This is a genomic window from Janthinobacterium sp. 17J80-10 (assembly GCF_004114795.1).
GTDB lineage: Bacteria > Pseudomonadota > Gammaproteobacteria > Burkholderiales > Burkholderiaceae_D > Paucimonas.
Window position 1 is genome coordinate 2,105,365 of sequence record NZ_CP035311.1, and the last position, 21,240, is coordinate 2,126,604.

A 21,240-nucleotide genomic window follows, 5' to 3' on the forward strand; every position below is an offset into this window, starting at 1 on the left:
CGTCGAACAGCTGACTTACTTGACGCTGGCCTTGTCGCGCAGGTCTTTCTGGAAAGCCTGCAATTTCTTTTGCTGCAGCGATTCGGCGATCTGCGGCTTGACTTCTTCGATTGCCGGTACCTTGGCGGCGCGCACGTCTTCCAGCTTGATGACGTGGTAGCCGAACTGGGTCTTGACCGGCGTCTCGGTGACCTGGCCTTTGGACAGGCCGACCATGGCGTCGGAGAAGGGCTTCACGAAAGCCGAGGGCGAGGCCCAGTCGAGGCTGCCGCCGTTGGAAGCCGAACCCGGATCCTTGGATTGCTTGGCCAGTTCTTCGAACTTGGTGCCGCTCTTGAGTTTGGCGATGATGGCCTTGGCGTCTTCTTCCTTTTCGACCAGGATGTGGCGCGCCAGGTATTCCTTGTCGCCTGCCTGCGACTTGAACTTGTCGTATTCAGCCTTGATTTCAGCGTCGGAAACCGGGTTCTTCTTCAGGAAGTCGCCGATCAGGGCACGGATCACGATGGCCTGGCGGGCGATGTCGAGCTGGTTCTTGACGTCGGTGCTGTTGGACAGGCCTTTCTTGTCGGCTTCCTGCATCAGGATTTCACGGTTGATCAATTCTTCCTTGATCATCGCGCGCAGTTCCGGCGTGTCCTTCTGGCCTTGGGAGGCCATTTGCTTGGCCATGGTTTCAACGCGTGAAGAGGGGATCGCCTTGCCGTTGACGACAGCGACGTTCTGCGCCATGACGGGCAGTGCGGCGGCTGCGAGAAGTACGACCAGCAAGCGGGCGGGTTTAAATGTCATTCTTTTTTCCTAACAGGGAAGTTAAAAAACGGTCAATTATACACTTGGCGTCTGTTTTTGAAGTTCTGACGGCGCCAAAGCGATGATGTTGAGCGCGTGTATGTCGGCATGCATCAAATCACGTAGGCAATCATACACCAGCCTATGGCGGTTGATGCGGTTTTGCCCCTCAAACTGGCTGGAAACAAGGCGCAGGCGATAATGGCCGGCACCCGAAGCAGCCCCGGCATGGCCAGCATGCTTTGCGGAATCATCCTCAAGCTGACATTCGATGGGCGCGAACGTTGCCTTGACAAGGGAAAGGATGCGCTCTTCGCGGGGGCTCATGGTGTTTCCTTGATGTATTTGGACAGGAACATGCTTTGTCCCACAACAAAAATGATCATCAGGGCGGTGAAGCCGAACAGCTTGAAATTCACCCAGGCCGACTCCGACAATCCAAAGGCGAATGCCACAGCCAGGTTGACGAAACCCATCACTGCAAAGAAAGCCGCCCATGACAGGTTGACCTTGAACCAGACTGGTTCAGGCAATGTGATTTGCGCGCCCAGCATGGTCTTGATCAGGTTTTTCTGGAACAGGAATTGCGAGACCAGGAGCCCTGCGCCGAAGCACCAGTACAGGATGGTCGGTTTCCACTTGATGAATGTGGGATTGTTGAAATAAATCGTGGCGCCGCCAAAGACGGTAATGATCACCAGCGAAAGCCACAACATGGCATCGATTTTCTTGCGCCTTAACAGCATGTAGCCGATTTGTCCGAAGGTGGCGAGGATGGCTACTGCTGTTGCCAGCAGGATAGGAGCGTGGCTTTCCTGGACGGCTCCGCTGGCCATGAAGCCCGACAGGTAATGACTTAAAAGTGCGTGGGCATCGGCAGGGTTGCCCTGGCCCCACTTGAAGATCGCAAAAAACAGTATGACTGGGAAGAGGTCAAAAAGGAATTTCTTCATGGCTAGTTGGGAATGGTTTCTGAATGCGCTTAAGGTTGGGGATCGAAGCGCAGGGACGCGGAGTTGATACAGTAGCGCAGGCCTGTCGGTGGCGGCCCGTCGGGAAATACGTGACCCAGATGGGCGTCGCAGACCTTGCACAGGATTTCGGTGCGCACCATGCCGTGCGAACGGTCGACCCGTTCCTCGACCTTGTCCGGATCGAGCGGCCGGAAATAGCTGGGCCAGCCACAGCCGGAATCGAACTTGGCATCCGATTCGAACAGCGGCGTGCCACAGCAGACGCAGGTATAGATGCCTTGCTGATGGTGGTCCCAGTAGCGGCCGGTGAAGGCGCGCTCCGTGGCGGCATGGCGCGTGACTTCGTACTCGAGGGGATCGAGCATCGCGCGCCATTCGGCGTCGGTCTTTTGCACTTTATCTGTCATGACGAGCAACTCACTTCCAGTTGGCTGGCCCAGTCGGGTGGCAATGCGGCGTAGCGTTCATGCTCGGGTTGCTCGTCGAAAGGGTGTTCCAGGATTTTCTGCAGGCGGGCAATTTCCGAAAAATCCTTGTCCTGTGCCTTCTCGATGGCAACCTGTGCAAGGTAATTGCGCAAGACGTATTTCGGGTTAACCGCATGCATGGCGGCGCGGCGTGCCGCTTCGTTACTGCTTTCCTGTCCTAATCTTAGCCGATATTGGGCTACCCATGCATCAAAGGCGGCGCGGTCGATGAAGAGGTCGCGCAAGGGGCTATCTGCAGCGGGATTCGATTGCTGCAAGTCCCCTAGCCGGCGGAAAAACAAAGTGAAGTCGGCGTGGTTGTCTTGCAAGAGCTTGAACATGCCATCGATCAGCGCGCTATCGCCTTCTTCGCGCCTTTGCAATCCGAGCTTTGCATGCAAAAGTTCGTCGATTTTTTCCTGGTACGCGTCGGCATAGCCGGCGAGCGCCGCATGCACATCGTCGACCTCGCCGATCAGCGGTAACAGCGCCTGCCCCAGGGCGTAGCAATTCCAGTGGCCGATTTTCGGCTGCATGGCGTAGGCATAGCGGCCCTGGCTGTCGCTATGGTTGCAGATATGGCCGGCGTCGAACGCTTCCATGAAACCGAAGGGACCATAGTCGATGGTAATGCCAAGGATCGACATGTTGTCGGTGTTGAGCACGCCATGCATGAAGCCAACCGCCTGCCACTGCGCCACCAGGCGCGCGGTCCTGCGGGTGATTTCGGTCAGCAGCGCCTGGTAGGGCTTGGCTTCGTCCTGCAATTCCGGGTAGAAGCGCGCGATGACGTAATCTGCCAGGGTCTTCAGCTCGCTGGTCTTGTCCTGGTAATACCAGTGCTCGAAGGAGCCGAAACGGATGAAGGTCGGTGCCAGGCGGGTTGCTACCGCCGAGGATTCCGGCGTTTCGCGCATGACGAGCTGGTCCGAGCCGACCACGCACAGGGCGCGCGAAGTCGGGATGCCAAGCGCAGCCATCGCTTCCGAGCACAGGTATTCGCGGATCGAGGAGCGCAATACGGCGCGACCGTCACCCATGCGGGAATAAGGGGTAAGGCCTGCGCCCTTGAGCTGGATTTCCAGTGCGCCTCCCGGCGCCTCTGCGGCGACTTCGCCAAGCAGGATGGCCCGGCCATCACCAAGCTGGCCGGCCCAGACGCCGAACTGGTGGCCGGAATAGACTGCTGCCAGCGGTTGCGTCGCTGGCAGGATGCGGTTGCCGGCAAACGTTTCAGCAAACCCCGGCGTCGTCAATTCTGCCGGATTCAGACCGATCAGGGCGGCAGCGGCTTCGCTGGCGCAGACGAGATAGGGTGCCGGCATCGGTGTCGGTTGCAGCCGGGTGAAAAATGCGGGTGGCAGGCTGCCGAACGAATGGCTAAAGGGCAACTGTTCCAGCAACAGTGTGGCCGCAGGCAAGCCGGGGGCGATCATGGACATTCCTTCTGAAATCTTTCGTGCATACGTATTGTGGGTATTGTGACAGAATCGCGGCGCCCGCATTGGGACCGGTCTCGGGCGCAGCGTAAGTTACGGTTGCGATCCACGGTTCTTTGCACCGATTTAGTGCTTTACAGAAACTTTTTCACTGGTTATGCTTCGTAACAAATAAGCAAAATAATAGGGGCACTATTTTCATGTTAACCATTCGTGCAATCGCCGCAGTCGCAGGCATTGGCATTGCGCTTGCCGCGCCCGCCGCCAGGGCTGAACAAGTCAGGATTGCCTTCATCGAGTCGCTGTCAGGCCCCTTTGCGCCGGTCGGTCAAAACCTGCTGAGAAGCTGGCAAAGCATGGCCGAACTGGCCAATACCGGCAAGTGGGCCGGACAGCACACGTTTGAAGTTACGGGTTACGACAGCAAGGGAAGTCCTCAGGAAACCCTGATACTGTTGCAAAGCGCGATCGACAAAGGCTACCGCTATATCAGCCAGGGCAGCAGTTCCGCTGTGGGGCTGGCACTGATTGATGCGATTGAAAAGCATAACCAGCGCAATCCGGGCAAGGAAGTCGTGTACCTGAATTACGGCGCGAGCGATCCTGACATGACCAATGCGCGCTGCAGTTTCTGGCATTTCCGCTTTGACGCCAACTCGGACATGAAGCTTGAAGCCCTGACTTCTTACATGGCGGCACGCAAGGAAATCAGCAAGGTCTATATCATCGGCCAAAACTATAGTTTCGGGCATCAGGTGGCGCGCGCGGCGAGGGAATACCTCAAGCAAAAGCGCCCGGATGTGCAAATTGTCGGCGACGATCTGCATCCGATCGGCCAGGTCAAGGATTTTGCGCCGTATATCGCCAAGATCAAGGCGTCTGGCGCGGATACTGTCATCACCGGCAACTGGGGCGCCGACCTGGCGCTGCTGATCAAGGCGGGCAAGGAAGCCGACCTCAAGGCGAACTTCTATACCTTGTACGCCGGCACTACCGGCGTGCCGACCGCAATTGGTGCAGCCGGGGAGGGACGCATGCGCACCGTGGCGTACTGGCATGCGAATAACGAGACCTATTCCGGCGCCGAGATCGTTGCGGCATTCAGGAAGAAGCACAACGACGATTTCTATGGCATCGCGACCTATACGGCCACTGCCATGCTGGCCAAAGCCATACGCGAAGGCGGCTCGACCGATCCGCTCAAGGTGGCGCAACGCATGTCCGGGATGAAGATGGAAAGCCTGAACGGCGAAGTGGAGATGCGCCGGGCCGACCATCAGCTGCAGCAGCCGCTGTATGTCGCGAGCTGGCACAAGGTCGATGGCAAGGAAGTGCGCTTTGGCCGCGAAGACACCGGCTATGGCTGGAAAACCGAGAAAAAGATCGCCAGCGATGTCGCCAGCCAGCCAACGAGTTGCCAGATGAAGCGGCCGGAGTGAGGCCGGGGCAGGGCCCATCCGCTAGAATAGCGACTTCATTTTAACGAAGTCGCGCCGCCCCACGTGGAATTCACCCTGATTACCCTGTTGAACGGCTTGAGCTACGGCTTGCTGCTGTTCCTGTTGTCGGCAGGCCTGACGCTGATTTTCAGCATGATGGGTGTACTCAATTTTGCCCATGCCAGTTTTTATATGCTGGGCGCCTACCTGGCCTATGCCATCAGCAGCCACACCGGTTATTGGACCGCGCTTTTCATGGCGCCTGCGCTGACGGGAATACTGGGCGCCGCGATTGAACGCTTCGGCCTGCGTGCGGTGCGCAGGCATGGCCACCTGGCCGAGCTGCTGTTTACGTTTGGACTGTCATACTTGCTGGTCGAGTTCGTGCAACTGGCCTGGGGGCGCGCTGCCGTGCCTTACCAGGTGCCGGCGGTGCTGGACCGGCCGCTGTTTTCGCTCTACGGCACCACCTTTCCGGCCTATCGCGGTTTCATGATGCTGGTGGCGGCGCTGATGCTGCTCTCGATTTACCTTTTGTTGAAAAAAACCCGCATCGGCCTGGTGATACAGGCTGCGTTGACCCACCCGCACATGGTTGAATCGCTCGGCCATGACGTGCCGCGCGTGACGATGCTGGTGTTTGGCGGCGGCTGCGCGCTGGCGGGACTGGCTGGTGTCATCGGCGGCAATGCATTCGTGACCGAGCCGGCGATGGCGGCAGCCGTCGGCAGCATCATTTTCGTGGTGGTCGTGGTCGGCGGCCTGGGTTCGCTCGCTGGCGCCTTCATCGCATCGCTCCTGATCGGCCTGTTGCAAACCTTTGCGGTGGCGCTGGATTTTTCCCTTGCCGGACTGCTGCAGGCGCTTGGCGTCGAGGCGCCGCAAGCACTGACGCGCCTGCGCCTGTTCAAATTGACTGTGGCGGAGGTCGCACCCATCCTGCCGTACCTGCTGCTGGTGATCGTGATGCTGTTGCGGCCGCGCGGCTTGCTCGGCGTACGGGAAAGTTGAGGCGGTGCGCGTGACACGCATTTCCTCCCGGAGCGCCGGCAATGTGCTGGTGTGGGGCGGCTATGCGTTTGCATTGCTGGTCGCACCCCTGCTGTTTTCCCAGGGCGCGGGCTTGTCGATACTGTCGCAGATGGGCACGGCCATGGTGTTTGCCCTGTCTTACAACATGCTGCTGGGGCAGGGCGGCATGCTCAGTTTCGGCCATGCGGTTTATTCGGGCCTGGGTGCGTACACGGCAATCCATGCGCTCAACCTGGCGGCAGACGGCAGCTTGCCCTTGCCGGTGGCCCTGGTGCCGCTGGCCGGCGGCGTGGGTGGCGTAGCCTTCGGGCTGGTGTTCGCCTATATCTCGACGCGCAAGTCCGGCACGGGCTTTGCCATGATCACCCTGGGCATGGTGGAACTGGTGTTCGCCAGCGCCCTGATGTTCCCGGGTTTTTTCGGCGGCGAGGGCGGCATATCCGGCAACCGGGTCATCGGTGCGCCTTTCTTCGGCATCAGCTTTGGTCCCCAGATCGAAGTGTATTACCTGATCGCTGCCTGGCTGTTCTGTTGTAGCGCCGCGATGTACGGATTTACCCGCACGCCGCTCGGGCGGATCCTGAATGCCGTGCGCGACAATCCGCAGCGTGCCGAATTCATCGGTTACGATCCGCGCCACGTGCGTTTTCTGACGCTGGTGTTGTCGGCCTTCTTTGCCGGCGTCTCGGGCGGTCTTGCAGCGCTGAATTTTGAAATCGTCGGCGCCGAGAATATCGGCGTGGCCCGTTCGGCCGGTGTCCTGCTGTTCTGTTTTATCGGTGGCATCGGGCACTTTTTCGGACCGCTGCTGGGTGCTGTCGCCGGTGTGTTCCTGACGGTCGTGCTGTCGACCTATACCGGGGCATGGCAGTTCTATCTCGGCGCAGTATTCATCCTGATGGTCATGTGCGCACCGGGCGGGCTGGCTGGAATAGCAAGCCGGTTGCTGGAGCTGCTGCAAGCGGTGTGTCGGGAGGGCTTTGCCGCCAGCGCCGGCTTGCTGGGGCTTTGGGCCGCACTGGCCGCTGCGGCGCTGGCTATTTTGGCCGGAACGGTGATGCTGATCGAGATGCTGTACCGGCGCAGCCTGGCAGCTGCGGATGGCAGCACAGTGAACCTGTTCGGAGTGCTGCTGGACGCGGCCAGGCCTGCGTGGTGGATTTTCGGGACGATTCTTCTGGCAGCGGGAGCAGTTGCGTTCATGCGGCTGCTGCCGGGTTTTCGCCGGCACTGCGATGCGCTTGGCCTTGGCAGCGGCGGCGGCGCATGAAGGAGCGTACTTGAAGCCGCCAGCACTCGAATTGCGGGACGTGCGCAAGCATTTCGGCAAGACTGCCGTTATCAACGGCGTGAGCCTGCGGATCGACGAGGGCGAGCGCCTGGCGCTCATCGGCCCCAATGGCGCTGGCAAGTCCACGCTGTTCAACCTGATCTCCGGCCTGGTCCGGCCGGATGCCGGGGAAGTCCTTTTGCGCGGGCAAGCAATCGCAGGCAAAAAACCCTTCGAGATCAACCGCCTCGGCCTGTCGCGCAGCTTCCAGGTATCGAATATCTTTCACCATCTATCCGTCCATGAAAACCTGCGCTGCGCACTGTTGTGGCCGCTCGGCTATCGCCATTCCTTCTGGCAGCGCCTGAATGGCTTGCGCGACGCACGGGAGCGCGCTGACGCCGTCATGGAATTGATCGGCTTGCAAGCGCACCGGGACAGGTCTGCCGGGATGCTCACGTATGCCGGGCAGCGCGCGCTGGAAATCGGCATTACGATAGCCGGCGGTGCGGAAGTCATCCTGCTGGACGAACCCACCGCCGGCATGAGCCGCTCCGAATCCGATGCAACGATGGCTTTGATCCGCACGGTGACCGCCGGCAAGACGCTGCTCATGGTGGAGCATGACATGGGCGTGGCATTTGGCCTGGCCGATCGCATTGCCGTGCTGGTGGGCGGTGAACTCCTAGCATGCGATGCGCCGGCGGCGGTGCGCGCCAATGCGGCGGTGCAGGAAGCGTATCTTGGCAAACATGCCGTGCAGGATCGGGCATGACGGCATTGCTCGAATTTGCAGGCGTGGATGCCTTTTACGGCAAGAGCCAGGTATTGCGCGGGATCGATTTGCACGTCAAGCCGGGGGAAATCGTCGGCCTGCTGGGGCGCAATGGCGCTGGCCGCTCGACACTCGTCAAGGCGGCAATGGGATTGGTCGAGGTTCGGGGGGCCATCCGGTTCGCCGGCAAGGAACTCGTTGGCCTGAAACCGTTCGAGGTGGCGCGCAGGGGCATTGGCTATGTGCCGGAGAGCCGCGATGTGTTTCCCACCTTGACTGTCGAACAAAACCTTCTCCTCGGACAAAAGCCCGGCTACAACGTCAATCCGCAAGCTGGTAGCGGGAGCCTGTCTCCCTGGCGCACCGACGACATGTACCGGCTCTTTCCCCGCCTTGGCGAACGCGCCGATACCCAGGCCGGCGTGCTTTCCGGCGGCGAGCAGCAAATACTGGCATTGTGCCGCACGCTGATGGGAAATCCGTGCGTCGTGCTGGTGGACGAACCGACCGAGGGCCTGGCGCCGCAAGTGGTGGAACAGGTTGCGCAGTTTCTGCTGTTCCTGCAGCAGCGCGGTGTGGCGGTGCTGCTGGTCGAGCAAAAGCTGGCAATGGCGCTGGAGATATCGCAGCGCCTCTACATTCTTGGGCGGGGACAGGTGGTATTCGAAGGTACGCCGGCTGAACTGGGCGCTAATGCGCCGGTGCGCCGCGAGTGGCTGGAAATCTGAGTGCAAGAAACTTGCCGCAATTGGCCCTCGTATGCGGTGGCCGGCCAACTCCGTATTGGCATTTACCAGTAATTTTCAGCGACGTATTGGCCGGGCATGTCGCGACGGCAGGGCCGCAGGCCGCGTTGCTTGAGCAGTTCGCGCATTTCATCCGTCATAGCTGGATTGCCGCATAGCATGACACGCGAGTTTTCAGCCTGCAGACTCAGGCCGGCGTGCCGCTCCAGTTCGCCATTGGTCAGCAGGGTGGTAATGCGTCCGCGCAAATGGCTGGCATGAGCAGGTTCCACGTCATCGCGCGTACTGGTCCGCAAAATGCGCAGGCGCGCCGGCGCATTGGCATATTGCCGTTCAGCTTCCAGCAATTCATCTTGATAGGAAAACTCCTTTGCGGTGCGCGTGGAGTGCACCACCAAGAGTTGGCGAAAGCGCTGCCAGACCATCGGTTCGCGCAGGATGGCAATGAACGGACCCAGGCCGGTCCCCGTAGACAGCATCCATAAATCCTCCCCATCGGCAAAACGATCCGGCGTCATCGCGCCATGGGTTTGCCGGTCCAGCAGGATAGTGTCGCCGGGAACAAGACGTTGCAGGGTGGAAGTAAAGGCGCCGCCCGGCACGTCGATGACGTAATACTCAAGATGTGTTGCGCTCGTGGCGGAGACGATCGAGTAGGCGCGCCACACAACGTTGCCTACCGCGTTGTGCAAGCCCAGCCGGGCATACTGGCCAGCAATGAAGCGATAGTCCGGCGGACGCGTGGTCGTGAACGAATACAGGCCCGGGGCCCAGTGGCGGATGCCGGTAAGGGTTTCTAGCGTGGCGCGTTCGTTTGGCTGGAGGGCGGATTGCATGGATTTCATGCCTTCAACGGGATCGATGAACCTGAATTTTGCCACAGGAATATCATACAATCTGGAGGGCTTAATGCCGGTGGTGCCAGCAGTTGCAGGGTACTTTTCTAGATGAAGGCCTTCCGGCTGCTGATGGCACGTGGATTGCCCCGCTCGTCTACCGTGTGAAGTGTCACGGGCCGCCGCCAGACGCGCGCAATGTATTCCAGCACCTGATCAGCACGCGTGACATCGAGGCCCCGGCCATCGCTGCCATGGTCATGGGTCAATTCCAGGCTGCCGTCCTGGCCGATGCCGGTGGCGGCAATGCGCGGTGCGCCATAGTTGAATTTCGGGGCAAGGATTGCTTCGCGGATGGCATGAATGTCACGGCTGGCGACATGGATATCGCCCTCGGCATGGGTTACATAGACGAACAGGTCGAGTTTTTGCGCGAGCTCGGCATCGAGGTAATTGCGCACGAAGCCAAAATCGTCTTCTTCACGGCAAATTCGCCTGGCAACGTCAATGCCATGCTGTTCGACGATGTTTTCCCACATGGAAAAGCCGAGATGGTAGGGATTCACCGATAGCGAAAGTTGCCGTTCTCCGGCATACGGGCGCACGACATCGGAATGGGCCTTGATGGCGGAGAGGTAAAGGTCTTGCGGCAGGAAATCGGCTTCCCGCAGCAGCCGCGCGTGCCAGTAAGACGCCCAGCCTTCGTTCATGATCTGACAGGCATAAACGGGATAGAAATAAAAGGACTCTTCACGCACTGCGAGAAAGATGTCGCGTTCCCATCCTGCCATTTCCGGCGCATGCTGGGCAATGAACCATAATAAATCGTATTCGGCTATCCGCGGCTGGACTGGCGGAGATGACATCGGCGCCAGTGCCAGTTCGCCGGACTCGCCCGGCAATTCCCGATAACGTTGATGAAACAGTTCAGCTTGCATTGCTGAAAGCGGTGCTTTCGCCGTGGCGGCCGGCGCTGGCGCCGACTTCGATGCTTCCCGATGCAATTCCTGGTTGAAGTCGACATGCGGCTCAAGGGCCAGCGCGGCATCCAGCACTGCTTCGACCTTTTCCTGCCCATGCCGCTCCAGCGCCATTTCAATGGCATGGGCCCGCGAGGCAGCCTGTTCAAGGATGTGACCGCCGGCCATCTCCATGAATTTGCGAAACAGGTGATTGTTCTTGGCAAAATCGGCATGGCCCAGCACGTGTGCGACCACCAGGGTGTTTTCAGCCAGGGAATTGCCATTGACCAGGTAAGCGTGGCAGGGGTCGCCGGGAAACATGACTTCAAATATGCGGGAATGCCCCATGCCTTGCTGGATCAACTGATGAATGAAGCGTATGCCAAACGACCAGTGCGGCATGCGCACCGGCAAGCCGTAGACGGCAATCTCCGTCATGAAGTTGTCCGGCACGAGTTCGAAGTCGACCGGATAAAAATCCAGGCCAAGTCGCTCTGCCAGATGCTCGATGCGCCGCGTATAGTCATCCAGCTGTTCAGGCGTGGTCTTTATCTTTGCGGTCATGGCGGTTCCAGGCTTGCGCTGCCTTCCGTTTGCGATATGAAAAATTTTCTAATCGCTTTCCAGACATCGTCTGGCCGGCCCAGCACGCTCGTGGCGATCGGCAGGCCGCTTTGCTCGAGCGCCGCGCAGATGGCCTTCATTTCAGTATTGGTCGTGCGCAGCGAACCCGGCGTGGTTTCGACATAGCCGACGTAATTCACTTGCTTCAGAAGGCTGGTGAGCGTTTCGGTGGCAGGAATGCGATCCTCGGTGAAATTTTCGCCATCCGAGGCATAGAAGAGATAAATATTGTATTGATGCGGGTCGTAATCTTCATCGAGCATTTCCTGCGCAAGCCTGAAAGCACTGGAAGCCCCCGTTCCGCCGACGCCGGAAACCTGGAAGAACTCACTTTCAGAAAATTCCCAGGCATGCGTGGTGTGCGCGATGAAGCGGGTTTCAACCTTGGCATATTTGCGGCGTATGCCCTGAAGCGCAAAGAAGAAAAAGGTCTTCGCCAGCTTGCGCTCCGCATCGGTCATGCTGGCGGAGACATCGAGAGCAAACAGGACGACCGCGTTGGTGGTCGGCCTTTTCCGCTGCACCAGCTGGCGAAAGCGCAGATCCTCGTTTGAGAAGGGCGCGCCGCCCGGCTGGATGGCACGGCGCTTGATCGCTTCCTTGATCGTGCGGCGGCGGTCCAGGCGGGCACGCGCACCGTGACGGTCCCAGCCTTCGCGCACATATTCGCGTTCTTCGATGGCCGCCATGCGTTGCGGCGCCATGTCCGGCAAGCGCATTTCTTCCCATAGCCAGTCCATGATATCGTCAACCTTCAGCTCCATCAGTAGCTGGACTTCGCCTTCGCCCCGGCCGCCTTGGCCCGCCTCTTCGTGCGGCGGCATGCGCGGCGCATGGCGCAGGACATCGCCCGGCTGGGCAGCACCCTGGCCGGCGGCGGTGGGCACTTCCTCTGTACCTTGGGCCAGGCGGAAGCGGGCATGCTCGAGCATGCGTACCGGCACTTGCACGGTCTTGTCCTGCTGGGGGCCGGTAATCAGGTCCGGGCCGGCGATCAGGTTGGCAAGATTGTCCCGGACACCTTGGCGCACTTTTTCATTGTGGCGCAACATGTCGCGGGCGCCCCGCGAGAACAGCTCGTACCAGGGTGTTTCCATGCAAATCCTGAGGTGACGACCCATCTTGTATCCTGACTAGCCGATTGGCCTGGCGCGTCGCATTCGCGGCAAACCGGTCGCGGTCATTCCTGTGCCAGCAGGGTGGTTACGTAGTTCAAGGCTTCGCGCGCGCTATGGGCATCGTAACCGTATTCCCCGACCAGGCGCTGCTCTACCACGGAGATCTTTTGTCGGACATCATCATCCGGCCGCATGCTCGAACTTACCAGGCGCAAGACATCACGGCGCTGCTCGAAGAGATATTGCTGGACTGCCTCGTGCAACAGGGCATGACTGTCGAGCGTGAATTTTTCACCGCGTTTGAATGCCCCCATGGCCTTGCGTACGACTTCCTGGCGGAAGGATTGTTTGCCGGAGTCGGTGATATGAATCGTTTCCTCGACGGTGCGCAAGAATCGTTCATCCGGCTTGCGTTCCTCGCTGGTGATGGGGTCGCGCACCGGCCGGTTGTCCATGCTGGCTTCCACCTCATCGAGATATTTATCCAGCAAATCCTGGGCTTCCTGTTCAAAGGAGACGAACAGGGCCTTGTAGACATCTTCCTTGACCCAGCGGTTATAGAAATGCTTGCGTGACAGCACGAGGTAATCCACCCACTTGCGCTTCTTCTTCGGGTCGATGCGGGCATCGTTTTCGATGGCGTCCTTCAAGGCCAGCAGGACATCCATCGTGGTCAGGCTATTGCTGTCGGAGCGGATGATGGCATTGGAAAGTGCGTTGATGACGAAGCGCGGCGAGACGCCGCCCAGGCCTTCCTCTGCGCCTTTGTGTTTCATGCGCTCGGCTTCGCCGCGGTTGACGCCTTCGACGTCCTCGCCAGCATGGATACGCAATTTCCGGCCAAGGTCGGACTCCTTGTCGTCGGCATCCTGTAGCCGGGTCAGGGTCGCGAATACGGCAGCCGCGTGCAGCACATGCGGATCCAGGTGCACTTCACGAAAGGCGGGCGCGGCCGAGGAAATCAGCTTGCGGTAGATGCGCGCCTCATCCTTGTAATTCAGGGTGTAGGGCACCTGGATAATGACCATGCGGTCGAGCAGGGCCTCGTTTTCACTTTCCTGCAAAAACCGGCGGAACTCAGCCAGGTTGGTATGGGCAATGATTGTCTCATCAAGATAAATCAACGGGAAGCGGGACACCTTGACGTTTTTTTCCTGGGTGAGCGTCAGCAGGAGGTACAGGAATTCGCGCTTGACCTTGAGTATCTCGATCATTTCAAGCATGCCGCGGCTGGCCGCATACACTGCGCCGGACCATGACCACGCCCTGGGGTCGCCCTCGTCGCCATATTCGGCCACCTTGGAAAGGTCGACCGATCCGACCAGGTCGGCAAGGTCCGCAGTCGTCGGATCGTGGGGCGCATAGGTGCCGATGCCGCTTCTGTCCGCCTCGGAAATGAAAATGCGCTCGGCCGGCATTTGCATGAAGTCGCCGCCGTACTGTTCTTCCAGGCGGCTGCGGCAAAAGGGGCAGGCCTCGCCTGTGACTTCCACACCATACGTGTCGCGAAAGGTCGCGCGCAGGCTGTGCGGTATCAGGTGCAGCGGCGATTCGTGGACCGGACATCCGGCAATCCCGTACATCGCCCCGGCGTCCGTATAGCTGTACTCTTCCAGGCCGCGCTTCAGCAGTATGACCAGGGTGGACTTGCCGCCCGAGGGCGGGCCCAGCAGCAGGAGCAGGCGCCGACCGACTTCGGAACCGGCTGCAGCCGCCTTGAAATAGTCCATGACCCGGGCAATCGATTCGTCGACCCCGAACAATTCATCCTGGAACAGGCGGCATTGGGGGTTGCCGTCCGCATCCTCGGTGCGAGTCCAGCGAATCATGTCCCAGATATACTGGTGCGAGGTGCGCGCGACGCCATAGGGATCGGCGGGCAGAATTTTTTCCAGGAAGTCTCCGAGCTTGCCGGACCAGTGCTGGGTGCGATGCTCTTGAGCAAAAGCAACAAGGTTGGTCATGAAGCTGTCCTGTTGCGCTGCGTTTAGAACGTTGTTCTGGTTCATGGCACCTGTCTCCCGCGGCCTGTTGTTTAATACATTATTCAGGGTATTGAAAGAGTGGACATTGAAATAGTTTGAATGTTCTACATGATTGCCCGATAACGCACCCCTCTGTTCGTTGGGTAGTAAAGGTAGCCGGCTGGCAATTGGACGGAATTTGCGTTGCCTGGCTAAAGTTGGGTTAATTGCTGCCGATAACGACGTACAGGGTCAGGGAGAGGGAAATATGGAAATCGGATCAATCGCCAGTCTTGCCACCAGCATGGCGCAGACGAGAACAGCCCAGGACGTCAGCATTGCCGTATTTAAAAAAGCCCTTGATACACAAAGTGCAGGGGCCTTGGCCTTGCTGGATGCCATTCCCGTAGCGACCGCCCCAAGATTGCCCGACCATCTGGGGCGCAATATCAATACCACTGCCTGAACATACGGCTAGCCGCCTTCGCGCTGGCTGACAGCATCGGCAGGATAAAACTGTCCCAGGCCCATTTCCGGGGCAACCCTGTACTTGTATGCAGGACAACCCTGCTTGCCCCACTTGCCGCCGCAAACCTCCCATTTGCATCGTTCCCGCCGCAAAAAACCTTGCTGCTGCGTGCAGCGTGCATATTGGGTGGCCAGACTGGGCACTGCCGGGCGGATTTGCGTGTTCGGCTCTGAGTATGCTTGTACGACTGGTTCAGGTTGTTTCTGAGCGGTACGTACTATCGGGGCGGGTGCGGTTCGACGCGTTGACCGCGCCATTTTCGGCTTTTCCGCCCGCCTGGCAATCTTGGTATGGAGAACTTTGTTACTGGGCGAGGCGAGTTTTCGCCGGGTGGTAGTTGTGGATAAACGTAGAGGACTTTCCGTGCGCTGGCTTTCCTGTTTTGATATGGACAGGGACGGCGCCGGTGGCGCCTGTATCGTCCTCGCCGGCTGAGCCACGACGACATCTGCCGCTATCGTTGTGGCAGGCGTATTGCTCGTTACCTCGGCCGCCGCATGCATTTCGGGAGCGACAGTCAATTTGAATGCAGTTGTGTTGGCGACGATGAGTCCGGCGGCTATGGCGACCGTCACGCTCAGCACGCCGCCCAATACAGCTGTCGAGATATGTTCGCCGGCAGCCCGCAGTCCGCTTTCGTCTGCGGTGTCTTGAAGAAAATTATCTTGCGGAGGAGTGCCGCGGCTGCCAGGAACTGGTGGCACGACGGCGGCATCGGGAGCAGGAGGCAGGCACTCGGTTCCAGGCCCTGGATATCCATGCAACAAGCTGGCCGGTCCTGCATGCAGAGGCACACTTGCGGTTTCAAGGGGCCGACCTCCGGTGAAAAACCTGATCTTGCCAGCGAACTCGATAAAGCGACCGGCATAATTCCTGGAATCGCCAGGAAGGCTGGCGCGGCAGGAATTAATTGCGCGTGAATGCAATAACTTTGCCTTTACGGCATCGAATTGGTTCCGTTCCAAGGACTTTGCACCATACCGATATTGCATGCGTTTCCCATCCAGAAGTGATCTGCGGGCGAATTCAGCGGTTTGGCTTAATGATGGCGTGTGACGCCGGCTATGCCTTGATCAATTCGGCACGATGGATGCGTACGGAGGATGCGCCTTTCCAGTTTTCCGGAATTGCCACTGCGGCAGCAGCGTTCTCGCGGATGGGGCAGGAAAGACCTGGGCCGGCAACCCAGGTTCTAACACGTAGGTTTCAGGCGATTTCCACGCGGTTGCGCCCGTTTTCCTTGGCTTTATACAAGGCCTTGTCGGCACGCTTGAAAAACGAGTCGTACGAGTCTTGCGGCTCATGGGAAGTGCAACCGACGCTAACGGTCACTGAGAGCTTGCCGGCATCCGTATCAAATACGGATTCGGCAATTGCCGACCGCACCCGTTCGGCGAACAGGCGAATGCCTTCGGGATCGCACTTGGACAGGATAACGACAAATTCTTCGCCACCGTAACGGCAGGCAAGATCCATCTTGCGCACCAGTTTGCCGATTTCCCGGGCTACCCCAGCCAACACAACATTGCCGGCATTATGTCCGTAGGTATCGTTGAATTTCTTGAAATGATCAATATCGATTATTGCAATCGACAAGCCTGTTTTATCGGTCTGCCTCTCGAACTCGTTAATTCTCCTGTTCAGCTCCAGTTCAAAGGTGCGGAAATTGAACAGGCCCGTGAGCTTGTCAGTGGAGGCTTGTTCCGCCAATTCCTTGACCTTGTCTTGCAATACCAGGTTCAGCCGCTCGATTTCCCTATGCTGCTCCAGGCTCAGCAGGTAATTTCGCCCATTGACGATGGCGGTACCCAGAAATGCCGACAGGTTATTCAACAGGATTAAATCCGATTCGGAAATATCGAGAGTATTGGTAAATGTGAAAAAAGTGAGTACGCCAATCGGGTGGTTCTGGTGGCGGATGGGAACCATCAGCAAGGTACGCACGCCGCCCAGGATCTTCATCGTGGCCTGGTCATTGGCAGACATGGGCAGATGTTTGATTTTCTGGACATCCGGGAATAGCAAATGGGTATTTCGCATGAAGGTGTGCGAGATGCCACCGTCCGTCGTGTTTTGCTGATACGGATGGGAAAGCAGAAACTGTTCCCATTTCACGCGACGTGCTTCATAACGCGGATTGACGATCGATATTTTTTTACTGACTAAAACTTCATTTTCGAGAACGAAGAAGCCGACGAGATCGAATGGCAGCTTATGGAAAAGCTCTTGGGCAAACATGTCGTAAATGCGGTCCGGCGAAGTCATGTTGTTCATTTCAACGATGAATTGCAGGAAACGCGATTGTTCGGCTGCGGCTGCTTCCATGCGGTCTTGATAGTCCTTGAGGTAGGCATATTCAAGGGCATTGCACAAGGGCGCGTGGAACAACGCTGCCAGTTCGTCGAATATTTCAAGAATCTCAGGGGAAATTTGTCCTTGCTGTTTCAGCAGAACGATCGTGCCGGGCAATTTTCCTGATGTGCGACTATCGGTGGCGATCAGCGGAATCGCTGCCATGCCTTCGAGCTTCCAAAGCTCAAGCAGCCGCTTGACCTCGCCCGTTGCGTTGCCAACGTCGGCCTGAATAATGCGCTTTTCAAGGTAAGCCTTGACGCTGAGATTTGTCGCTTCCGGCGTTATCTCGATCTTGTAACCTGCATAGGTATTTTCGAGAAATTGATATTCGCTGGTGAAGTGTACTTTGCGGCTAAAAAGGGCTGTTTCGCTCGCATCGACCAGATTGATCAGGTATCCATCCAGCAGACCAAGTTTCTCGATTTGTTCACCGAGCAAGTCCAGTAAGGTTGGCAGGTCGATGGTGCTGTTGATTTGTTCCAGCAGTACGCATTTGTCGGCAATGGAGTAATACGCCAATTCTAGTCCCCGGATTTTTTCTGTAATTTGATTGCATATTATTGCCTGTTTTGTTCTGGAAGATATGCTTTGGGGAAATAAAATTTTGTGTCATGTGGCGTGAATGCTCCTTGCGTGCTTTCTTGAAGATGGCATCTCCGAAGAAGGCAAATAGTCTGCGTAGATCAAGGAAATACATTGATTAATAAGCATTATTTCCGGTCCAGCCCTTGAATGTTGTCCAAACTATAATTTTTATATCCATTATAAAAGACCAGTTCTTGATGTAGTAAATATCGAACTGCACACGATTGCGCATCTTCTCGATCGTATCGGTTTCTCCCCGGTGTCCATGAATTTGTGCCCATCCGGTAATGCCGGGTTTGACACGATGGCGCAACATGTACATTTCAAGCAAATCCTTGTATTTGTCATTATGCTGAAGGGCATGGGGGCGCGGTCCTACGACCGACATGTCGCCCATTAAAACATTCACAAACTGGGGTAATTCATCGAGGCTGGTTTTGCGCAGAAATTGGCCGAGCCGGGTGATGCGGGGATCATTGCGGCTGGCCTGCGTGACAGTGCCGCATTCCTGGTGCACTTTCATGCTGCGAAATTTGTAGACAGCGATTTTTTTTCCATTCAACCCCAGGCGCGGTTGCTTGAAAAAAACGGGGCCGGGTGAAGAAATCTTGATGCCGATGGATATAATGAGAAAGAGGGGGAGCAGCAAAATGAGAGCGACCAGCGCAAACACCCTGTCAAAAATCTCCTTGAACAACCCGCCTACACCGCTTGATACCGGGCAGTTCAGGTCAATTGCAGTAACCCCGAGAAAATCGATCATCCGGTTGCTGAGCATTTGAATGCCGATTGTGTCGGGCACCCAGCGGATATCAACGAGTGCATTGCGCAGTAAATACTGGAGTTGCGCCATTTTTGGCGATGCAGCCAAGGGAAGGGTAATCCAGATTTCGTGTATATGATTTTCTTGCACATATTCCGGAATTTCTTCGAGATTGGCGATGCGGGCAATCGCTGCGCCTTGCAAAAGGTGCGCATCCTGGTCATCGGCATGAATGGCGCTGACATCGTAACCATACCAATCCTGCTGCTGCGCGCGGCGATGCATTTCCTGCCCGGTATGGCCGTAGCCGACAATGACCACCCGCTTGTTGTTCAGGCCCTTGCGGCGAAGAAGTCGCAAAGTCGAATACAGCAGCAGGCGATAGCACACCAGCAGCACGACACCGGCAAAGTACCAGTAGAACATCCAGACGCGTGAAACGTTTCCCGCATGGTGGATCAAAAAGCTGAAAAACAGGCCAATCAACAAGACCACTGCCCATGAAGCACTGAGTTGCCCCAGCATGGTCAGCATCGGGCGGCCGCGCCATGAGCCATACATGCCGAATCGTGGAAACAGGAAAAATGCCAGGGCGCAGCAGAAATACATCAGCACGGTATGAATCGGCGCCACTGAATCAAGAAGCTGTGCAAAATGCAGGATGCCCGCAAGATGCGCAGCTCCGATAATGGCCAGCACATCTACCATGCGCATGGAAAGTTCCAGCCGTGGCGAATTGTCGATGAGGATGTCACGCATAGGTCTCTGCCATTTGGCTGGTGCTGATGGAGTCACTGCTTCTTTTGCATCTTAATAAACCGCCCCCAGGTTTTTTTGAGCGCACTCAAGCAAGGCTGGAAGGAAAGGATCGATCTGCCAGAAGCTTGATATAAGGCGAGCAACTGTGGTGTGTTAGCCTCACCGCTGGCAAAGGATTGATGCTTTTGGATCGATTTCAAGTGTGCATGGGAGACAATGAACACGATTGCCGCTTGGCTTAAAAGCAATAATTCTGGTTATAATCATTGCGCTGATATAACGGGTGCGGTGGTGGTATGCCCGATACCCGAATTTTTACCGTGGCAGATAAAACCACGATATCGCTTTCTTTTTTCGATAGGGATGGAACTCCATGATGTTCAAGCATTCATGCGCGCGCTTGCCTGCATTGCGCCGCCAGTACCTGTTGCCTCTCCTGGTCATTCCCGGAATGGTGTTCAGTACAGCGGCACAGGCCCAGTCTGCTGTCAACGAGGAGGGCGAGGTAGTGCGCGCCTATGTCGGCTTGTCGTTGACGCACGACGACAACATTCTCGGGACGAGCAACGCCGCGATTGCCGCAGGCACGCCCAAGCTGTCTGATACTGCACGCCGTGTGGAAGCGGGACTGATCTTCGACAAGACCATCAGCCAGCAACGCCTGACAGCCAGTTTGAACCTGGACCGGACCAGCTTCAATCGGTTCGGCAATCTCGATTACAACGGACGCGATGTCCGCGCCAACTGGAACTGGCATGTCGGCAGCCAGTTCGAAGGCAATCTCGGCCTCACGCACGTCAAGGCGCTGACTTCTGTCCAGGACAGTCTTCAGGCAACAGGATTGCCTTCGCAATTGCCGAATGTCCGAACGCAGGATCGCCAGTACTTCGATGCCAGCTGGCGCCTGCACCCCAGCTGGCGCTTGCGCGGCGGGGTAAGTCACTATGAACTTGACTATGATCAAGCCGCCCAGCAAGTCGGTAACCGCAGTGTTAAGGATGGGGAAGTCGGAATCGACTACCTGGCACGCAGCGGCAGCAGTGCTGGCTTGCAGTATCGTCACGCCGAAGGCGACTTCGCGCAGAGCCCGCTCAATGATTACAGCCAGGATGAACTCAAGGCCCGGGTCGACTGGAAAGTTACCGGCAAGACGGACTTGCTGTTCCTCGCCGGGTGGGTGCGTCGCGAAAATGACCTGGCGCCGGCCAATGATTTTTCCGGGTTTAACGGACGTGTGAACGCGACCTGGCGCGCAACCGGGAAAACCACGGTCTCTGCCAGCCTCTGGCGTGAAATCGGCGCCCTGGATGACCAGATCGCATCCTATTCGCTCAACCGCGGCATCAGCCTCGGCGCCGGCTGGGAAATCACGCGCCAGATTCGACTCGATGGATATTTGCAGCATGAGCGTCGCGACTATACCCCGGCCAATCTGGCACGCAATGACCGGGTCAATTACAGCTCGCTGCAGCTTTCCTACTACCCCATCCGCAAATTGCGGATCCAGACAGGGGTCTACCGTACGGTGTTAAATTCCGATGTCGCGGCCATACCCTACCGCAACCTGGGTGTAAGCCTGGGCACCCGCTACGAGTTCTAACCCGGTCGCTCAGGCGCAAATGTTAACGATTCCGGGAAGCTGACACCCGCTTCCCGGAATCGTTATTTCTCGCTCGCTGGCGCTGACTACAGCAATCTGGCCGTCTGTTCAGGCGGCAAGAATTCTTATTTTTGCTACAAATTCACTGAACAGCCTCACACCTGTTCCCCTTGCGTTCCATCCCCTGCGCTAGAACAAAGCTCTTGCAGAG

At 57.6% G+C, this 21,240-nt stretch carries 19 protein-coding genes; 7 read left to right on the forward strand and 12 right to left on the reverse strand.

All coding sequences use genetic code 11. The annotated features are described in order from the left end of the window. Positions 1–15: 15 nt before the first annotated feature. Genes EKL02_RS09635 through EKL02_RS09655 form a run of 5 tightly spaced genes read right to left on the reverse strand, consistent with a single transcriptional unit; the run spans position 16 to position 3,669 of the window. A complete protein-coding gene (locus EKL02_RS09635) occupies positions 16–792 on the reverse strand; it encodes a peptidylprolyl isomerase (protein ID WP_128901844.1) in 777 nt (258 codons plus the stop codon). Positions 793–828: 36 nt separating this feature from the next. Further along, positions 829–1,119: a BolA family protein gene (locus EKL02_RS09640; protein ID WP_128901845.1), complete on the reverse strand. Its 291-nt coding sequence runs from the start codon at positions 1,117–1,119 to the stop codon at positions 829–831. After that, complete coding sequence (locus EKL02_RS09645; protein WP_128901846.1) at positions 1,116–1,745, reverse strand: septation protein A; 630 nt, start codon at positions 1,743–1,745, stop codon at positions 1,116–1,118. The genes EKL02_RS09640 and EKL02_RS09645 overlap by 4 nt, the downstream gene beginning before the upstream one ends. 29 nt (positions 1,746–1,774) lie before the next feature. Then, a complete protein-coding gene (gene msrB, locus EKL02_RS09650; RefSeq protein ID WP_128901847.1) occupies positions 1,775–2,173 on the reverse strand; it encodes a peptide-methionine (R)-S-oxide reductase MsrB in 399 nt (132 codons plus the stop codon). Continuing rightward, complete coding sequence (locus EKL02_RS09655; RefSeq protein WP_128901848.1) at positions 2,170–3,669, reverse strand: protein adenylyltransferase SelO; 1,500 nt, start codon at positions 3,667–3,669, stop codon at positions 2,170–2,172. The genes msrB and EKL02_RS09655 overlap by 4 nt, the downstream gene beginning before the upstream one ends. A 203-nt stretch (positions 3,670–3,872) precedes the next feature. On the opposite strand from EKL02_RS09655, the gene EKL02_RS09660 reads away from it, so the two are divergent. The 5 genes from EKL02_RS09660 to EKL02_RS09680 all read left to right on the forward strand — a co-directional run bounded on the left by EKL02_RS09660 (position 3,873) and on the right by EKL02_RS09680 (position 8,916). Then, entirely contained in the window at positions 3,873–5,111 is a 1,239-nt protein-coding gene (locus tag EKL02_RS09660) for a branched-chain amino acid ABC transporter substrate-binding protein (RefSeq protein ID WP_128901849.1), read from the forward strand. Positions 5,112–5,174: 63 nt separating this feature from the next. Continuing rightward, the gene (locus EKL02_RS09665) at positions 5,175–6,122 is read left to right on the forward strand and encodes a branched-chain amino acid ABC transporter permease (protein WP_128901850.1); all 948 of its coding nucleotides are present in this window, start codon (positions 5,175–5,177) and stop codon (positions 6,120–6,122) included. Between the two features lie 10 nt (positions 6,123–6,132). Next, a complete protein-coding gene (locus tag EKL02_RS09670; protein ID WP_241687672.1) occupies positions 6,133–7,413 on the forward strand; it encodes a branched-chain amino acid ABC transporter permease in 1,281 nt (426 codons plus the stop codon). Positions 7,414–7,423: 10 nt separating this feature from the next. Then, positions 7,424–8,188 (forward strand): ABC transporter ATP-binding protein, encoded by a 765-nt coding sequence (locus EKL02_RS09675; RefSeq protein WP_241687673.1) that lies wholly within the window; start codon positions 7,424–7,426, stop codon positions 8,186–8,188. Beyond that, complete coding sequence (locus EKL02_RS09680) at positions 8,185–8,916, forward strand: ABC transporter ATP-binding protein (protein ID WP_128901852.1); 732 nt, start codon at positions 8,185–8,187, stop codon at positions 8,914–8,916. The genes EKL02_RS09675 and EKL02_RS09680 overlap by 4 nt, the downstream gene beginning before the upstream one ends. Positions 8,917–8,978: 62 nt before the next feature. Here EKL02_RS09680 and EKL02_RS09685 read toward each other — a convergent pair whose 3' ends face one another. The 4 genes from EKL02_RS09685 to EKL02_RS09700 form a co-directional block, all read right to left on the reverse strand. Next, positions 8,979–9,770: a ferredoxin--NADP reductase gene (locus EKL02_RS09685; RefSeq protein WP_128901853.1), complete on the reverse strand. Its 792-nt coding sequence runs from the start codon at positions 9,768–9,770 to the stop codon at positions 8,979–8,981. Positions 9,771–9,877: 107 nt separating this feature from the next. Continuing rightward, positions 9,878–11,296 carry a SpoVR family protein gene (locus tag EKL02_RS09690; protein WP_128901854.1) on the reverse strand — a complete coding sequence of 473 codons (1,419 nt, stop codon included), beginning with the start codon at positions 11,294–11,296 and terminating at the stop codon, positions 9,878–9,880. Next, the gene (locus EKL02_RS09695) at positions 11,293–12,453 is read right to left on the reverse strand and encodes a DUF444 family protein (protein ID WP_128901855.1); all 1,161 of its coding nucleotides are present in this window, start codon (positions 12,451–12,453) and stop codon (positions 11,293–11,295) included. The genes EKL02_RS09690 and EKL02_RS09695 overlap by 4 nt, the downstream gene beginning before the upstream one ends. A gap of 83 nt (positions 12,454–12,536) precedes the next feature. After that, complete coding sequence (locus EKL02_RS09700; RefSeq protein ID WP_128901856.1) at positions 12,537–14,483, reverse strand: serine protein kinase; 1,947 nt, start codon at positions 14,481–14,483, stop codon at positions 12,537–12,539. A gap of 223 nt (positions 14,484–14,706) precedes the next feature. Between EKL02_RS09700 and EKL02_RS09705 the strand changes: the two genes are divergently transcribed. Then, complete coding sequence (locus tag EKL02_RS09705; protein WP_128901857.1) at positions 14,707–14,904, forward strand: YjfB family protein; 198 nt, start codon at positions 14,707–14,709, stop codon at positions 14,902–14,904. A gap of 8 nt (positions 14,905–14,912) precedes the next feature. Here the strand turns inward: EKL02_RS09705 and EKL02_RS09710 are convergent, their stop codons facing one another. The 3 genes from EKL02_RS09710 to EKL02_RS09720 all read right to left on the reverse strand — a co-directional run bounded on the left by EKL02_RS09710 (position 14,913) and on the right by EKL02_RS09720 (position 19,429). Continuing rightward, positions 14,913–15,959: a hypothetical protein gene (locus EKL02_RS09710; RefSeq protein ID WP_128901858.1), complete on the reverse strand. Its 1,047-nt coding sequence runs from the start codon at positions 15,957–15,959 to the stop codon at positions 14,913–14,915. 214 nt (positions 15,960–16,173) lie between these two features. Beyond that, complete coding sequence (locus EKL02_RS09715) at positions 16,174–17,841, reverse strand: sensor domain-containing diguanylate cyclase (protein ID WP_128901859.1); 1,668 nt, start codon at positions 17,839–17,841, stop codon at positions 16,174–16,176. 181 nt (positions 17,842–18,022) lie between these two features. Beyond that, positions 18,023–19,429, reverse strand: a complete 1,407-nt coding sequence (locus EKL02_RS09720; RefSeq protein WP_128901860.1) for an undecaprenyl-phosphate glucose phosphotransferase — start codon at positions 19,427–19,429, stop codon at positions 18,023–18,025. A 373-nt stretch (positions 19,430–19,802) separates the two neighbouring features. Between EKL02_RS09720 and epsL the strand changes: the two genes are divergently transcribed. After that, positions 19,803–21,029 carry an XrtB/PEP-CTERM-associated polysaccharide biosynthesis outer membrane protein EpsL gene (epsL, locus tag EKL02_RS09725; protein ID WP_128901861.1) on the forward strand — a complete coding sequence of 409 codons (1,227 nt, stop codon included), beginning with the start codon at positions 19,803–19,805 and terminating at the stop codon, positions 21,027–21,029. Positions 21,030–21,240: the final 211 nt, after the last annotated feature.

Bases quoted from the DNA above. Each gene is read 5' to 3' on its own strand.
- EKL02_RS09635 (WP_128901844.1), bottom strand. From the start codon at position 792: ATGACATTTAAACCCGCCCGCTTGCTGGTCGTACTTCTCGCAGCCGCC.
- EKL02_RS09640 (WP_128901845.1), bottom strand. From the start codon at position 1,119: ATGAGCCCCCGCGAAGAGCGCATCCTTTCCCTTGTCAAGGCAACGTTC.
- EKL02_RS09645 (WP_128901846.1), bottom strand. From the start codon at position 1,745: ATGAAGAAATTCCTTTTTGACCTCTTCCCAGTCATACTGTTTTTTGCG.
- msrB (WP_128901847.1), bottom strand. From the start codon at position 2,173: ATGACAGATAAAGTGCAAAAGACCGACGCCGAATGGCGCGCGATGCTC.
- EKL02_RS09655 (WP_128901848.1), bottom strand. From the start codon at position 3,669: ATGATCGCCCCCGGCTTGCCTGCGGCCACACTGTTGCTGGAACAGTTG.
- EKL02_RS09660 (WP_128901849.1), top strand. From the start codon at position 3,873: ATGTTAACCATTCGTGCAATCGCCGCAGTCGCAGGCATTGGCATTGCG.
- EKL02_RS09680 (WP_128901852.1), top strand. From the start codon at position 8,185: ATGACGGCATTGCTCGAATTTGCAGGCGTGGATGCCTTTTACGGCAAG.
- EKL02_RS09685 (WP_128901853.1), bottom strand. From the start codon at position 9,770: ATGCAATCCGCCCTCCAGCCAAACGAACGCGCCACGCTAGAAACCCTT.
- EKL02_RS09690 (WP_128901854.1), bottom strand. From the start codon at position 11,296: ATGACCGCAAAGATAAAGACCACGCCTGAACAGCTGGATGACTATACG.
- EKL02_RS09695 (WP_128901855.1), bottom strand. From the start codon at position 12,453: ATGGAAACACCCTGGTACGAGCTGTTCTCGCGGGGCGCCCGCGACATG.
- EKL02_RS09700 (WP_128901856.1), bottom strand. From the start codon at position 14,483: ATGAACCAGAACAACGTTCTAAACGCAGCGCAACAGGACAGCTTCATG.
- EKL02_RS09705 (WP_128901857.1), top strand. From the start codon at position 14,707: ATGGAAATCGGATCAATCGCCAGTCTTGCCACCAGCATGGCGCAGACG.
- EKL02_RS09710 (WP_128901858.1), bottom strand. From the start codon at position 15,959: ATGCAATATCGGTATGGTGCAAAGTCCTTGGAACGGAACCAATTCGAT.
- EKL02_RS09720 (WP_128901860.1), bottom strand. From the start codon at position 19,429: ATGCGTGACATCCTCATCGACAATTCGCCACGGCTGGAACTTTCCATG.
- epsL (WP_128901861.1), top strand. From the start codon at position 19,803: ATGATGTTCAAGCATTCATGCGCGCGCTTGCCTGCATTGCGCCGCCAG.